Source organism: Arthrobacter sp. Y81, from assembly GCF_002929335.1.
In the GTDB taxonomy this organism is placed as follows: Bacteria; Actinomycetota; Actinomycetes; order Actinomycetales; family Micrococcaceae; genus Arthrobacter.
In genome coordinates, this window is the sequence record NZ_PJIL01000009.1 from 49,446 (window position 1) to 63,677 (window position 14,232).

At 65.2% G+C, this 14,232-nt stretch carries 14 protein-coding genes; 4 read left to right on the forward strand and 10 right to left on the reverse strand.

The window, feature by feature from the left end; translation table 11 throughout:
• The first annotated feature begins 93 nt into the window (after positions 1–93).
• On the forward strand, positions 94–462 hold the full coding sequence (locus tag CXQ91_RS13300) for a hypothetical protein (RefSeq protein WP_146072336.1): 369 nt from the start codon (positions 94–96) through the stop codon (positions 460–462).
• A 46-nt stretch (positions 463–508) separates the two neighbouring features.
• Here the strand turns inward: CXQ91_RS13300 and CXQ91_RS13305 are convergent, their stop codons facing one another.
• From CXQ91_RS13305 to CXQ91_RS13315, 3 genes are all read right to left on the reverse strand, one after another.
• Positions 509–1,633: an RNA polymerase sigma factor gene (locus tag CXQ91_RS13305; RefSeq protein WP_219816524.1), complete on the reverse strand. Its 1,125-nt coding sequence runs from the start codon at positions 1,631–1,633 to the stop codon at positions 509–511.
• A 171-nt stretch (positions 1,634–1,804) separates the two neighbouring features.
• Positions 1,805–2,059: a hypothetical protein gene (locus CXQ91_RS13310; protein WP_146072338.1), complete on the reverse strand. Its 255-nt coding sequence runs from the start codon at positions 2,057–2,059 to the stop codon at positions 1,805–1,807.
• A gap of 235 nt (positions 2,060–2,294) precedes the next feature.
• Positions 2,295–2,645, reverse strand: coding sequence for a DNA-directed RNA polymerase subunit alpha C-terminal domain-containing protein (locus CXQ91_RS13315; protein ID WP_104174396.1), 351 nt, complete (start codon positions 2,643–2,645; stop codon positions 2,295–2,297).
• 251 nt (positions 2,646–2,896) lie between these two features.
• Between CXQ91_RS13315 and CXQ91_RS13320 the strand changes: the two genes are divergently transcribed.
• Positions 2,897–3,529, forward strand: coding sequence for an RNA polymerase sigma factor (locus CXQ91_RS13320; RefSeq protein ID WP_104174397.1), 633 nt, complete (start codon positions 2,897–2,899; stop codon positions 3,527–3,529).
• Between the two features lie 37 nt (positions 3,530–3,566).
• Here the strand turns inward: CXQ91_RS13320 and CXQ91_RS13325 are convergent, their stop codons facing one another.
• From CXQ91_RS13325 to CXQ91_RS13345, 5 genes are all read right to left on the reverse strand, one after another.
• Positions 3,567–3,764, reverse strand: coding sequence for a DUF1508 domain-containing protein (locus CXQ91_RS13325; protein WP_104174398.1), 198 nt, complete (start codon positions 3,762–3,764; stop codon positions 3,567–3,569).
• Positions 3,765–3,952: 188 nt separating this feature from the next.
• Positions 3,953–6,460 carry an FAD-dependent oxidoreductase gene (locus CXQ91_RS13330; RefSeq protein ID WP_104174399.1) on the reverse strand — a complete coding sequence of 836 codons (2,508 nt, stop codon included), beginning with the start codon at positions 6,458–6,460 and terminating at the stop codon, positions 3,953–3,955.
• Positions 6,461–6,481: 21 nt separating this feature from the next.
• Entirely contained in the window at positions 6,482–7,459 is a 978-nt protein-coding gene (gene purU, locus CXQ91_RS13335) for a formyltetrahydrofolate deformylase (RefSeq protein WP_181038879.1), read from the reverse strand.
• A gap of 8 nt (positions 7,460–7,467) precedes the next feature.
• Positions 7,468–9,462: a BCCT family transporter gene (locus CXQ91_RS13340; protein ID WP_104174400.1), complete on the reverse strand. Its 1,995-nt coding sequence runs from the start codon at positions 9,460–9,462 to the stop codon at positions 7,468–7,470.
• 34 nt (positions 9,463–9,496) lie between these two features.
• Positions 9,497–9,847, reverse strand: a complete 351-nt coding sequence (locus tag CXQ91_RS13345) for a bifunctional 3-phenylpropionate/cinnamic acid dioxygenase ferredoxin subunit (protein WP_104174401.1) — start codon at positions 9,845–9,847, stop codon at positions 9,497–9,499.
• Between the two features lie 250 nt (positions 9,848–10,097).
• Between CXQ91_RS13345 and CXQ91_RS13350 the strand changes: the two genes are divergently transcribed.
• Together CXQ91_RS13350 and CXQ91_RS13355 are read left to right on the forward strand one after the other, a co-directional pair.
• Positions 10,098–11,384, forward strand: coding sequence for an NAD(P)/FAD-dependent oxidoreductase (locus CXQ91_RS13350; RefSeq protein ID WP_104174402.1), 1,287 nt, complete (start codon positions 10,098–10,100; stop codon positions 11,382–11,384).
• Between the two features lie 94 nt (positions 11,385–11,478).
• Positions 11,479–12,612 carry an aromatic ring-hydroxylating dioxygenase subunit alpha gene (locus CXQ91_RS13355; protein WP_104174403.1) on the forward strand — a complete coding sequence of 378 codons (1,134 nt, stop codon included), beginning with the start codon at positions 11,479–11,481 and terminating at the stop codon, positions 12,610–12,612.
• A gap of 59 nt (positions 12,613–12,671) precedes the next feature.
• On the opposite strand, the gene CXQ91_RS13360 is transcribed toward CXQ91_RS13355, so the two are convergent.
• Together CXQ91_RS13360 and CXQ91_RS13365 are read right to left on the reverse strand one after the other, a co-directional pair.
• Positions 12,672–13,481, reverse strand: coding sequence for an IclR family transcriptional regulator (locus CXQ91_RS13360; RefSeq protein WP_104174404.1), 810 nt, complete (start codon positions 13,479–13,481; stop codon positions 12,672–12,674).
• 163 nt (positions 13,482–13,644) lie between these two features.
• Positions 13,645–14,217, reverse strand: coding sequence for a GNAT family N-acetyltransferase (locus tag CXQ91_RS13365; RefSeq protein ID WP_104174405.1), 573 nt, complete (start codon positions 14,215–14,217; stop codon positions 13,645–13,647).
• Positions 14,218–14,232: the final 15 nt, after the last annotated feature.

Genomic DNA, 14,232 nt, shown 5'->3' on the forward strand with positions numbered 1-14,232 from the left:
GCCTATGTGAATGACGCTACGCCTAGCTACACCGTGATGCCAGAGTGGACCCGCGGCCGGGTCTTGAGCCAATCCTTGCATCGGCTTGAGCCGATGCTGAGCTACTTTCGCGACACTCGAAGGGAACAGTTCAAGGAAGATCTTGTCCGCGCACTGGGGATGGTGAAGGTCCGCATGGAAAATATTCAAGCCGGCGAAAAACTGCTGGGCGAAGCCCTTGCGCGCGCCGCCGTCCAGCTGTTGAGGCAGAGCCCCGAGTACCGGAGGCGGGCCCTCCACTACGTGAAGCACTCGTGGAAGGTGTACTCCCTGTCCCGTGCCCTGGCCAAAGCCCTGGAAGACTCCTGGGAGGCCTCCAGCTGGCCCGGCGACCGGCTCCAGGTTGGTACGTACATGTCTGAACGGGTCGAAAAGGTCACCCGGCTCATTCAGCGTGAAGCCAGAACCTACGCGGCGGGCTAGCCGAAAAGACGGTCAGGACCACCTGGCGCCGTATCTGCAAATGGCGCTATCGGGATGATCGGGTCACTGCCCGCAACTGCAGGTAATCCGGGGCGGTGGCTGCACGGTGCACGCAACCGACGGATGTTCCGTAAGGGCCGCAAGTACCTTGGCGACCAGGAGGTTCCAGCTCAGGTGTTGCAGCGTTCGGGGCTGCCGGCAGGACCATAAGGACGACGACCGCCGCCGATGCGCCAATTGTTTTCAGTCCTTGGAAGAGCGAACGTGCAACGTCAGCAGATTCATTGATGGTTTCCGCGATGTGGCCCAAGGGGAAGTGCGGCGGGGATGACAAGGTTTCGAGGATCCGGACAGCGGTGAGTGGCGAGAGCGCCGCCGGCAGGAGCCCGGGATTCAGGAGACCTTGCATTCTGGAACGGACACCACGCAAACCCCGGAGTGCCACACGGCAGTTCCGGCACGTGCGGACGTGTCCGTCCACTTTGGCCTGGCCTGCCGCCGTAGTGCGGTCGAGGGCAGATTCGGCCAACATCCGCAGCATGGAGTCGCAGCCGCGGCTTTCGGAGTCGCGCAGATACACCAGGAGATAGGCCTCACGAAGTCCTTTGCGGGCACGCCGGAGGAGGGCTGAGAGTGCGTTGGGGGCGACGTCGAGAAGCGGCGCGGCCTCGCGCGGCTTCAGTCCTTCGATCTCGACATACCACAGGACTCTTTGCCAGCGAAGGGGGAGAGTCGCGAAGGCCTCCGCGACGAAGTCGTGTTCCTTGGAGCCGTTGAGGAGCCCGTCAGTGTTATGGCCGTCAGCCAGCTCGATGATTCGCCCTGACGGATGCTCGGCGGACAAATGGCGGTCACATGCCGCCGTGCGGACAGCCCTCAGGAGATATGGTCTGACCGGGCCGTCTGGCCCTTTTCCGCGTCGCATTGCGGTCAGGGACTTAAGGAATGCCGTAGCGGCGGCATCCTCGGCATCATGTGACGACCTGCTCAGCACGTTGGCATAAGCCAAGGCCGGTTCCCAGTGGGTTCTGAACAATTCCAGGACGGCCCCGGTCTTGCCTTCCCGGCAGTCCTGTACGAGCCTCGCCTCAGCTTCTGCCGCTGCGGCACCCGTACCCGCAGACGCGCCGTCCGGCGGGGTTGCGGCGGCCTTCACAGCGCTGCCCGGCACGCGGAAACGACACGTGATTGACGGCAAAGGGTGAACATAGTGACTCCGGGCGGACGACTAATTCCGGCTGGCGCGGAAATGTGGTAGCGCTCACATAATCACCTAATGAAGGGTTCAGGGCGTTTTGGTCATAAAAAACATGAACAAGTCGGCGCGTGACGGTGACGGCCTCTACCCGCGGTGCTCGGACTCGCGGTCCTCGGCGCCGTGGTGCTCGGCGCCGGATGGGGCCTCGCGGCCGATCGAAGCCAACAACCGGTCCAGGGAACGCAGGACCCCGCCGGTACGCCTCAGGGTGAGAACCGGGTCGACCGGGCTTGATCCCGCACTGGCCCCGGCGACATAGTCAGCCCACTCACGGTTCAATTGCTCAAACTCCTGCTGGCCCACTGATAGGGTCAGCCGCCCGTCAGGTCCTTCCGACATACCGAACACCCCCAATTACTGCGTATGCTGATTGGTCCCCACTTTACCGGTCAGCGGCGATCCGGCCTCCCGACAGGCCCCCGGATCCCGTGTAGGAACGGCCCGCCGCAGTTGCGCTGCTGCCAGCCGCAAACGAATCGCCGGCCACGATCTTCCAGCCGGCAATCGTTTCGCGAGTGTTGGTGGACCACGCGGCCGGTGCGGGCCGGAGGGGGCAGCGGAAATCGGCAATACTTCACTGAACCCCGCCCGCCTCATTCAAGATCGGCAGACCAGCCAGCCAGGCGTGGTGATTCCTGGCATGCCGGCTGAGTGGGCGGCTATACCGTGGCGCTCTTCCGGCGGTGGCGAGGCTCAGGCCTTCCCGCTTCAGGGCTTCCTCAATGTCACGGATGCTGCCGATCCCGAGGCCGTTAATCTCGTTCTTTAGATCCTGCCGCGAGCGTGCAATGAGCTGTCCGATGCTGTTCACGCCGTGCCGGGCGAGGCCGTTTGCTGCCCGTGAAGGCAGGCGCAGCTCAGATATCGGACGAGCCCGCTGCAGCTCAATCGAACGCGTTGACAAAGTCTCCTGGCCGTCCGGCATCACAAGAATCCTCCCGCAGTAATTAGGATCCCGCCGCGACGGCGGAACCACCCGGAGTTCTAACCGTGCTGCCCGGAGTCCGTGACGGACTACTGCGGGCCGGGCCCCCCCAAGGCCCGGACCTGCCAACCCCTGCAAACGCTTTCACAACAATTTCGGTTTCCGCGTCATGAAACAGGCCCGCCCGCGGTAAATGGGGTGAGGCGCTTGCAGTGCGTTCTCGCTTTTCGGCGTCGAGGGCAGGCAACCACATGGAAACAATTGAGCACGTTTCACCGGGGGGCGGGCATCGGCGCCGTGCAGCATCCGACGAGCCATCCGGCGGTATCCGGGGCGATGAATCGGACTTGATTGCCGGCGTCCGGGCCGGGGATGCAGAGTCCATGGCGGTGCTGTATGAACGGCACCGCGAGCCGGGGCTGCGGTTCATCCGGGGTCTAATGTCCGGCGCCCAGGAGGCCGAGGATGTGCTTCATGACGCGTTCGCCAAGGCTGTTGGCGCAATCAGGAACGGCTACGGGCCCACGGACGTGTTTGGCCCGTATCTGAGCACCGCAATCCGTTCCGTGGCTATGACGTTCTGGAGCAAACGTGTTCGTGAGCAACCGGCACCCGACGAAGTCCTGGATCCGGGACCTGTCGATGATCAGGGGCTCGAGACGGTCCTGACTGTGTTCGAACAGGAACACGTCGCTGCTGCGATGCGTTCCCTGCCGGAGCGCTGGCGGACGGTGCTCTGGTACGCCGAGGTCATGGGCGAGAAGCCACGAAACATAGCACCGATCCTGGGCCTCGAACCCAACGCGGTGTCCGCGTTGCTCATCCGTGCCAAGGCGGGGCTGCGCACCGCGTACGAGCAACAGAGCGGATCGGAACTGAGCTAGGCTCACTGGCTTGGATCGATGCTGGCGAAAAATCTCTTCAGGCTGTGGGCTTCAAGTCGGTGAGATCCACGATGCTCCCGGTGACTGCTGCTTCGCGCACGGCCCAGATCCCGGCAATTGCGACGTCCTCGTACGCGTAGGCCACCGAAGTGAGCATCACCTCACCATCCTCTGCGACCAGTCGGAACCTGAAGCAATCGTCCGCGTCCATAAACAGTTCGAACAAAGCGGCCATGGGTCGTTCTCCTAACGTGATGCGAATCGTTCACAACGCAGGGTCTTAACCGCATGAAGAGGTGATCATGACGGCGGCCGCATCCCCGTTGACCCTGTTTAAACCGAGAACGACGGCGACGCTCCGGACTCGCCGGTGTGTCGCCGTCGTTCTGGCGCAAAAAGAGGTCAGGACGGTGCGCTGGAGCGTTAGCCGCGCAGCCGCTCCATGCCGGGATCGAACAGCGGTTCGGCCGTGACGGTCGCCGCGATGCGCTCGCCGAAGTACTCCACCTCCACGGAATCACCGACGGAGACAGCGGCCGGCAGCCAGGCGTATGCAATCGGCTTGCGCACCGAGTAGCCGTATGCCGCGCTCGTGACGTACCCGGCGGCTTCACCGTTGACGTACACCGGTTCCTTGCCCAGCACCACGGACGTGCCGTCGTCCACGGTCAGGCACCGCAGCGCCCGGGTGGCCGGCTGTTCCTTGCGGGCGGCCAGGGCCTCGCAGCCCACAAAGCCTTCCTTGTCCTTGGCGATGGAGAAGCCCAGCCCGGACTCGTAGGGGTGGTGCTGGGAGGTCATGTCCGTGCCCCACAGCCGGTAGCCCTTCTCGAGCCGCATGCTGTTGAACGCGCCGCGGCCAGCCGCGATGATGCCGTGTTCCCGCCCCGCCTCGAAGAGGAGGTCCCAGAGCTTCAGCCCGTATTCCGCCGTGGTGTAGAGCTCCCAGCCGAGCTCGCCGACGTAGGAGAGCCGCATGGCCGTGACCGGGATGCCGCCCACCGAAATCTCCTTGGTCCGGAAGTATTTCAGGCCGTCATTGCTGAGGTCGTCCCCGCTGACCTTGCCGATCACTTCACGTGCCAGCGGCCCCCACAGCCCGATGCAGCACGTGCTGCCCGTGATGTCGGAGACGTGCACCCACTGGGCGGGATCCGCGGCCGACTGCTTCCTGGCCTCGACGCGCAGGTAGTCGAAGTCCACGTTGCTGTTCACGCCCAGCTGGAACTGTTCCTCCGCGAGGCGGGCAACGGTTACATCGCTGCGGATGCCGCCGTCGTGCTCCAGCAGCAGGCAGTACGTCACGGCGCCGGGCTTCTTGGCGATGTTGCCGGTGCTCAGGCGGTGCAGCAGCGCCTGGGCGCCCGGTCCGTTGACCTCCAGCCGCTTCAGCGGCGTCATGTCATAAAGCCCGACGGCGGTGCGCGTCTTCCACGCCTCGGCCGCCGAGATGGGGGAGTGGAACATGGCGGACCAGTCGTCCCGCTCCGGCGCCTGCCATTCCGCCGGCAGCTCGTCGAGCAGGCCGCGGTTGGCCTCGAACCAGTGCGGGCGCTCCCAGCCGGCGGACTCCAGGAAGAACGCTCCCAGCTCCTTCTGCCGGACGTTGAACGGGCTGACGCGCAGGTCCCGGGGTGATTCCTTGGGCTGGAGCGGGTGCAGGATGTCGTAGATCTCCACGAAGTTCTGCTGCGACGTTTCGCTGACGTACTCGTCGCTGGTCTGGACCTTCTCGAAGCGGGTGAGCTCACAGCCGTGCAGGTCGGTGCGGGACCGGCCCTCGATGAGAAGCTCGGCCATGGCCCTGGCGACGCCGGCCGAATGGGTGACCCAGACGGCCTCGGCCACGAAGAAGCCCTCGAGGTCGGGGGACTCGCCCATGAGCGGGCCGCCGTCGGGGGTGAAGGAGAAGATCCCGTTGAAGCCGTCCTCGATCTGCGCGCCGCGGAGGGCCGGAAGGAGTTCCTTGCTGTCCTCCCACACGGGCAGGAAGTCCTCCATGGTGAAGTCCAGCCGGGACGGCATGCGGTGATCGGACATCTCCTCCGCGCCGACCCGGGGCAGCTGGTCCATGTCCACGGGCATGGGGCGGTGCGCGTAGCTGCCGATGCCGATCCGGTCGCCGTGCTCGCGGTAGTACAGGTCCTTGTCCTGGTACCGCAGGATGGGCAGGCGGGCGCCGTTGGGAAGCTCGTTCCGGCCCTTCAGCTCCGGAAGCGGCGTGGTCTTCACGTACTGGTGCGCCAGCGGCAGCAGCGGCACCTTCATGCCCACCATCTTGCCGAGCTCGCGGCCCCAGAACCCGGCGCAGGACACCACGATGTCCGCCGGGATCACGCCGTCGGCCGTTTCGACGCCGGTGACCTTGCCGCCTGTCTGCTCGATGCCCGTCACGGCGGTGGAGCCGAGGTAGGTTACGCCGGCTTCGCGCGTGCGGCTGATCAGCAGCTGGACGGCGCGGGCCGCGGAGGCCAGGCCGTCCGTGGGGACGTAGAGGCCGCCGAGCACTTCGCGTCCGTCCCCGAAGGCGGCGGCGTTGAGCAGCGGGTAGTGCTTCTCGCACTCGTCGGGATCGATGATCCGGCCCTCGATGCCCCAGGAGGTGGCGTACCCCAGCTTGCGCTTGAGGTCCTGCAGCCTCGCCTCGGTGGTGGCCAGCTCAAGTCCGCCCAGCTGGTTGAAGCAGGACACTCCGTCGGCGCTGAGGGAGAGCAGCTTGTCCACCGTGTAGCTGGCGAATTCGGTCATGGTCTTGGACGGGTTGGTCTGGAAGACCAGTCCGGGGGCGTGCGAGGTGGATCCGCCGGCCAGCTCCAGCGGACCCTGTTCGACGACCGTGATGTTGTTCCAGCCGCGGCTGGCGAGTTCGTCCGCAAGGTTGGTGCCGACGATGCCGGCGCCGATGATGACAACGCGTGGTGATGCGCTCATAAGTGGTTCTCCTGGTTCGCGTTAGCGGAATACGACGGTGCGGGTGTTGTTGAGCAGGACGCGGTGCTGGCAATGCCACTTCACGGCCCGGGACAGGGCCTGCGATTCGGCATCCCGGCCGACCGTCACCAGGGCGTCCGCATCAAGGCTGTGGTCCACCCGGAAGACCTCCTGCTCGATGATGGGTCCTTCGTCCAGGTCCGGCGTCACGTAGTGCGCCGTGGCCCCGACGAGCTTCACACCGCGGTCGTAGGCCTGGTGGTAGGGCTTGGCGCCTTTGAAGCCGGGCAGGAACGAATGGTGGATGTTGATGGCACGGCCGCGGAGGCTGGTGCACAGGTCGTTGGACAGGACCTGCATGTAGCGGGCCAGGACCACCAGGTCCGCGTCGTACTGGGCCACGAGTTCCAGCAGCCGCGCCTCGGCTTCCGGCTTGGTGCCGGGCGTCACTGGGACGTGGATGAAGGGAAGTCCGGCGGATTCGGCCATGGCGCGCAGGTCCTCGTGGTTGGAGACCACGACGGCGATCTCCGCGCCCAGGCTGCCCGCCTGCCAGCGGAAGATCAGGTCGTTGAGGCAGTGCCCGAACTTCGAGACCATCACCAGCAGCCGCTGCGGCCTGCCGTCGTGGATAGTGAAGTCCATCCCGAATTCGCTGGCTGTCGGCTCAAACTCGGCGGTGAGGCCCTCCGCGACCTGGCCGAGCTCCCCGCGGGCCCGGTCACCGGAACCGGAGCCGCCTCCGGTGAACGCCGTGCGCAGGTAGAGCTTGCCGCTGACGTGGTCATCGAACTGCTGATGCTCCACGATGTCGAAGCCGCGGTCGGCCAGGAAGGCGGTGACAGCCCGGACGATGCCGGGCCGCTCGGGGCAGGCCAGGGTGAGGACGAACTCCGCCGGGCGGGTCTTGGAGACCGCTGTCGCGGCGCCCGCCACGGCCGTTACCGGGTTGCCGGCCGACTCCACGCCCGCCGGGCGGCTTTCAAGGATTGTGGTCACGATTTCTCCTATTTGCTGGCGTCAGTGGGTGCGACGGCGGTGATGGAGCCGGTGTTCGTGGACTCCCCCGGACAACGGGCCTCGGCGGAACAGCGTCCGTCGCAGTCATGCTTGGTTACGAGTTCAAACTGCACACCGCCGTGCTGTTCCACGCCGGTGCGGATGGCGCGTTCGACGACGGTTGTGGCGAGCCGCTGCCGCAAGGCCAGCGGATCGCGGCGCAGGTCACGGGTCAGTGCGACACAGAGCAGCAGCATGACCAGCACGAAGGGCAGGGCGGCCACGATGGTGATGCGCTGCAGGCCGGACAACGCCTCGGACGGTTCATCTCCGCCGGCAAGCAGCATGACGGCTGCCACTCCACCAGTCAGCAGGCCCCAGAAGATCACGAGCCCGCGGCGGGGTTCGCTGGAGCCGTTGGAGCTCAGGGAGGCCATGATGATGGACGCTGAGTCTGCTCCGGTGATGAAGAAGATGGCCACCAGCACCATGGCCAGGACGATGACTGCGGCGGTGGCCCAGGCAGGCATGTTCAGGTTCTTGACCAGGTCGAAGAGGGCTCCGTCGAAGGAGATGGAGGGTGCGCCGTCGACCATCTTCACGAGGCCGTCGGCGGGATTCTCCGTCTTATCGGCCTGCTGCTGGATGCTGAAGGCGGTGCCGCCGAAGATGCCGAACCAGATCACGCTGACAATGCTGGGAACCAGCAGCACTCCGGTGACAAACTGCCGGATGGTGCGTCCCCGGCTGATGCGGGCGATGAACATGCCGACAAACGGTGTCCAGGACAGCCACCAGGCCCAGTAGAAGATGGTCCAGCTGGACATCCAGCTCCGCAGTGCCTCATCTCCCACGGCTTCCGTCCGGGAGGACATTTCCGCCAGGTCCCTGGCGTAGTCGCCGACGGCGGCCGGAATCAGGTTGAGGATAAAGAGGGTGGGGCCGGCAACAAAGACGATGAGTGCCAGGACGACGGCCAGGACCATGTTGATGTTGGACAGCCACTGGATGCCGCGGCTGATGCCCGAGACCGCGGAGGCCACGAAGCATGAGGTCAGGATGGCGACGATCACCACGAGCACAGGGGTGCCGAGTTCTCCGACCCAGCCGTTGGACGTCAGGCCGCTGCCGATCTGGAGGGCGCCAAGGCCCAACGATGCAGCGGTACCGAACAGTGTGGCGAAAATTGCCAGCACATTGATGAACTTGCCGACGGGTCCCTCAACCATCCTGATGCCAAAGAGCGAGGTGAAGGCCGCGGAGATGAGCTGCTTGCGGCCCAGGCGGTAGGTGCCGTAGGCCATCGCGATGCCCACCACCGCGTACATTGCCCACGGGTGCAGGGTCCAGTGGAAGATGGAGGTGGCCATGGCGGTCTGGATGGCTGCGGGGGTCCGTCCATCCACGGTTCCGGGCGGCGGCGAGATGTAGTGGTACAGGGGCTCAGCCACGCCGTAGAACATGAGCCCGATGCCCATGCCCGCGGCAAACATCATGGAGACCCAGGAGATGGTGCGGAATTCAGGTTTTTCGCCGTCCTTGCCCAGCGGGATGTTGCCGAACTTACCGAGGGCCAGCCACAGGACAAAGACCACGAAGAGCGAGGCCAGGACCATAAAGAGCCAACCTGTGTACTCCATGACCCAGTCGAGGACGGCCTGCGACGTGGCGCCGAGGCTGTCCCGTCCGAGGAAGCCCCACAGCACGAAGGCGATGGCGCAGGCGCCCGTGATCCCGAACGTGACCTTGTCGAGGGTGAGCTTGCGGTTCCGTCGTTCCGTCACGGCCCGCTCGGTCTTGGTCTGGCGCAGTTCCTGCAGGAGCTGGTCATAGTCCTCGGCGTCCAGGTGCGGTGCGGGAGGGAGCGGATCCGGGGCCGTCGGCTCGGGTTCCGAAGGGGTTGAAGGTGTTAGGACTGCCGCGTGTGCGGCGGGGGTGTTGACGTTGACTTCGGTGTCCACGCTTATGTCACTGTTCAAGCTGGTGTCGCTGTTCAATGCCATGAGGGATTCCTCTGTTCGGATTCGTGGGCTGGCGCTAGACGTGGCCGTCCACTGTCAGGCCTGGGGGGAGGTTGGGAACCTCATCGGATTCGGTGATCATGATGTCGCCATCGATCACTGTGACTTCGTGGGAGCGGACCGGCAGCTTGGCCGGCGGGGCGTCGACGCTTCCCGTGCGCAGGTTGAACCGTGACGCGTGGAGCGGGCATTCGACCCAGCAGTCCTCCACCCAGCCGTCCGCCAGGGAGGCATCCTGATGGGTGCACGTGTCGTCAATGGCAAAAAGCTCGCCCTCCTCGGTGTGGAAGACGGCGATGGGCGGCGACGTATTTAGCCGCAGCGCTTCCCCTGGCGCCAGTTCACTGAGCGGGCATGCCTTGTGCATGGAGGGACCTCTTCTTCGTTTCGGGGATCCTGGCTGTGCGACGACCGCCGAGCGGAGTTCCGTAGTAAACAACAGCAATCGCAATAAGCAACAGAGTGCGGTAGCTCACAGTGCTTGTCAAGGCTTTTCTTCTCTGTTGCGGGTCGGCGTCTTCCTTGCGGGAAGACCCTTGACAGTGACCGTGGCATAGATCACGCTGTTGCATATAGCGATTGTTGTTGCGTAAGAAGCAATTGAAAGAGGATGTTGAATGCAGACGCTTGCGATTGTGGGAGCTTCCCTGGCAGGCCTTTCCGCCGCCCGGGCGGCCCGCGCCCAAGGCTTTACCGGACGGCTGGTCATCATTGGCGATGAACCCCACCGGCCGTACGACCGGCCGCCCCTGTCCAAGGACTTCCTGCTCGGTACGGTCACGGCGGAGGACCTGCTACTGGAATCCGGCACCGACGATCTGGAGGCGGAATGGGTTCTGGGCACCGAGGCCGCCTCCCTGGATGCCTCCTCGCGGACCATCCTCCTTATGGACGGCCGCACTGTGCAGGCGGACGGCATTGTCATTGCCACCGGCGCGAGGGCGCGGCAGCTGCCCGTCCTGGCCGGGCTGAGCAACGTCTTCACCCTGCGTACCCTCGGGGACGCACAGAGCCTTGCGCCCGAGCTGGTGCCCGGGAGCAGGATGGCCGTGATCGGTGCCGGATTCATCGGTGCGGAAGTTGCATCGGCTGCCGCGTCCCGGGGCATGGAAGTGACCATGATCGACACCAAGCCCGTACCGTTCGCCGCCCAGCTCGGCACGGAGATGGGCGGCGTCGTGGCCGGACTCCACGCAGCCAACGGCGTGGAGCTGATTTCCTCCGCCGTTATAGAGGACTTCTACAGCGGCGAAGGCAACGTCAGCGGACTCCGGCTGGCCGGCGGACGCTATGTGGCCACCGACGTCGTGGTGGTTGGCATTGGAGCCGAGCCGAACACCGGGTGGCTGGAGGGCTCCGGCCTGGAGCTCCGCGGCGGCGTCCTGTGCGACGCCATGGGACGCACCGGACTGCCGGGAATCGTGGCAGTGGGGGACTGCGCCGCCTGGTTCGACGAGGCTGTGGGCACACACCGCCGGGTGGAGCACTGGACCGGGGCCCGGGAGCGTGCCGCCCTGGCTGTTGAGGCGTTGCTGGATGCGGACGCCGCGCCGAAGCCGGCCAAGCCACACTATTTCTGGTCCGACCAGTACGGGGTCAAGCTGCAGTTCGCCGGCCACTCCGCAGGCTACGACCGCCTGGAGATCGAAGTCGGCGACGTCCTGACGCACAGCTGCCTTGCCGTTTACTACCGCGGGGATGTTCCCGTCGCGGTCCTCGGGATGAACCAGCCGCGGCTGTTCACCAAGTGGCGGCGGAGCCTCCAGGCGCCGGCCGCGGCGACCTCCGCCCCGCAGGGTGCGGCGACCACTGCGCGGCCGCACACCCGGCCGGCGGACCAGCACAACAGGCAGGCTGCCTGTGCGGACGCCTCCGCACTCGTGGGGGCCGCCGTCGTGTCCTGAAAATCCTGTTCCTGAAACCCGTACCCGAAAACCCCGTCCCTACATAAGTTTTGGCTTTCGTTGTTGTTGATCTTTTGTTCGTTAGGAGGACAAATTGTCTGTTGAGGTAAGTGCCCCGAGTCTGATTCCCACGCTGCCCGGTTACACCTATGTGGATGAGGCCGTGTTCCGGGCCGAGCAGGAGCGGATCTTCGAGCAGATGTGGTTCTGCGCCGTGCGGTCCGCCGACCTGGACAAGGCAGGCGCCTGGCGGACGGTGCAGATCGGGCGGGAGAGCGTGCTGATCAGCCGCACCCGCAAGGGCGGAATCCGCGCCTTTTACAACATCTGCCGGCACCGTGGCGTCAAGCTGTGCATGGAAGAGCAGGGTGAAGCCGCACGCTCGTTCCAGTGCCCGTACCACGCCTGGACCTATGACTTCGAGGGCAAGCTCATCGCGGCGCCCAACCTGACCAAGATGCCGGACATCGACCGGGACGAGTACGGCCTGGTGAAGGTCCACATCCGCGAATACCTGGGCTACGTGTGGGTATGCCTGGCCGACGAGCCGCCGTCATTCGAAGAGGAGGTCATGGGTGCCATCGAGGAACGGCTCGGCGACCTCAAGGCGATCGAAGGCTATGACGTGGCCAACCTCAGCCTGGGCCGCCGCATCCGCTATGACGTGAAGGCGAACTGGAAGCTCATCATCGAGAACTTCATGGAGTGCTACCACTGCGCCACCATCCACCCGGAACTGACCGAGGTCCTTCCGGAGTTCGCCGACGGCCTGGCTGCGCAGTACTTCGTGGGCCACGGCGCCGAGTTCGGCGAGGACGTCAAGGGCTTCACGGTGGACGGCTCGGAGGGGCTGGACCTGATTCCCGGGGTGAGCGAGGACCAGGACCGCCGGTACTACGCCATCACCATCAAGCCCACGGTGTTCGTGAACCTGGTCCCGGACCACGTGATCATCCACCGCATGTTCCCGATGGCCGCCGACCACACGATCGTGGAGTGCGACTGGCTGTACGTGCCCAGCGTGGTGGAGAGTGGCAAGGACGTCAGCGCTTCAGTGGAGCTGTTCCACCGCGTCAACCAGCAGGACTTCGACGCCTGCGAGCGGTGCCAGCCGGCCATGGGCTCGAAGGTCTACGCCAAGGGCGGCGTGCTGGTGCCGAGCGAGCACCACATCGGCGCCTTCCATGACTGGGTGCAGGAGAAGGTCGGGGACATCGTTCCGCGCTAGTTGAGGCTTCGTTCCGGTGGTTGAGCTTGTTTCGGCAGGCTCAACCACCGGTTCGGTGTTTAACGGCCGGTGTAGCCCATCTTTGCGCTGATCTGCAGGCCCGCCTGTTTCAGTGCTTCGAGGAGTCCCGGGGCCGTTTCGGGATCAAAGCGGAAGGCCGGGCCGGAGATGCTGACTGCCCCGATGACCGCACCCAGATGGTTGTACACGGGCACGGACATCGAGTTGAGCCCGATTTCGAACTCCTCCCGGACCACTCCATAGCCCTCGCGGGCGACATCGAGGAGCTGGGTTTCGAGCTTGTTCCTGTTGGTGATGGTCCGCGGCGTCCGGGCCGGAAGTCCGGTCTCCTTCAGGACGCGGTCCCGGTCATCCGCGGACAGTGCTGCCAGCAGGACCTTCCCGCTCGAGGTCGCGTGGAGCGGCGTCAGGCTGCCCACCCAGTCGTAGGTGGCCAGCGTTGACGGGCCCATGGCCTGGTCCACGTTGACGGCGTAGTTGGAGCGCAGGACGGCGAGGTTCACCGTCTCCTTGAATTCCTCAGCCAGGTTTTCCAGCACGGGCCGGGCCTCTCGGACCAGGCTGAGCCGCCCGGGGATGGAGCTTGCCAGCCTCAGGATGCCGAACCCCAGCTGGTACTTACCGCGATCGCTGTTCTGGTGGACCATTTCCCTGCTCACCAGCGAACCCAGCAGCCGGGAGACGGTGGACTTGTGGATGCCCATCTCCTCGGCGATGTCGCTCACGCCCGCATGGCCGTCGCGCGCCAGGATTTCCAGGACTGCGAGGGCCCGGTCCACTGACTGGACACCGCCGTGCTGGCCTGACTCCGCATCGACGTCGGATTCGGGGTCATTCTTCGAAGCCATGATCCATACTCTCAAGTAGTTTCTGCGGCTTGCCTACCTGCCACAAGGCCGCCGTAGCGTCCTCTCGGTTAGTTCCACACTTTCGATCCTATGCCGTGGGGTGTGACGCCGCCGACATTGCGTTAAGCGGTTTGACGCGCCCTGCGTGCCACCGGAGGCGCGGTCAGCGCAGGTCCAGGCGCATCAGCACCCGGGGGAAGCCATTGACCACGGAGTCGGTGTCGGCGGCCTTGGTGAAGCCTGCCCTTTCGAAGAGCTGGCGCGTGCCCACATATGCCATGGTCAGGTCGACGTGGCTTCCCTGGTTATCGACGGGGTAGCCCTCGATGGCCGGCGCACCGTAGCTGCGGGCGAAGTCGACCGCCCCCCGCAGCAGGTGGTGGGAGATTCCCTCACCGCGGTGTCCGGGCCGCACCCGGATGCACCACACCGACCACACGTCCAGGTCGTCCACGTGGGGGATCTTGCGGTTGCGGGCAAAGCTGGTGTCGGCGCGCGGATGGACACCCGACCAGCCCACCACCTCATCGCCGTCGTACGCGATCACCCCGGGCGGCGGATTCTGTTTCACGAGCTGCTTCACCAGCTCCCCGCGCTCAGTGCCGCGCAACTCCACGTTCTGCTTGGAGCGGATGCGGTAGCTCAGGCACCAGCACACGGACGCATCGGGCCGCTTGGGTCCCACCATCGTTCGTACGTCCTCGAACACCGTTGCCGGACGAATCTCGATCGCCATGTCGTGGAGTCCTCC

Coding starts and splice junctions, on each gene's coding strand:
- CXQ91_RS13315 (WP_104174396.1), bottom strand. CDS start 2,645: ATGCCGGACGGCCAGGAGACTTTGTCAACGCGTTCGATTGAGCTGCAG.
- CXQ91_RS13310 (WP_146072338.1), bottom strand. CDS start 2,059: ATGTCGGAAGGACCTGACGGGCGGCTGACCCTATCAGTGGGCCAGCAG.
- CXQ91_RS13350 (WP_104174402.1), top strand. CDS start 10,098: ATGCAGACGCTTGCGATTGTGGGAGCTTCCCTGGCAGGCCTTTCCGCC.
- CXQ91_RS13365 (WP_104174405.1), bottom strand. CDS start 14,217: ATGGCGATCGAGATTCGTCCGGCAACGGTGTTCGAGGACGTACGAACG.
- CXQ91_RS13320 (WP_104174397.1), top strand. CDS start 2,897: ATGGAAACAATTGAGCACGTTTCACCGGGGGGCGGGCATCGGCGCCGT.
- CXQ91_RS13300 (WP_146072336.1), top strand. CDS start 94: ATGCTGAGCTACTTTCGCGACACTCGAAGGGAACAGTTCAAGGAAGAT.
- CXQ91_RS13330 (WP_104174399.1), bottom strand. CDS start 6,460: ATGAGCGCATCACCACGCGTTGTCATCATCGGCGCCGGCATCGTCGGC.
- CXQ91_RS13360 (WP_104174404.1), bottom strand. CDS start 13,481: ATGGCTTCGAAGAATGACCCCGAATCCGACGTCGATGCGGAGTCAGGC.
- CXQ91_RS13340 (WP_104174400.1), bottom strand. CDS start 9,462: ATGGCATTGAACAGCGACACCAGCTTGAACAGTGACATAAGCGTGGAC.
- CXQ91_RS13325 (WP_104174398.1), bottom strand. CDS start 3,764: ATGGCCGCTTTGTTCGAACTGTTTATGGACGCGGACGATTGCTTCAGG.
- CXQ91_RS13345 (WP_104174401.1), bottom strand. CDS start 9,847: ATGCACAAGGCATGCCCGCTCAGTGAACTGGCGCCAGGGGAAGCGCTG.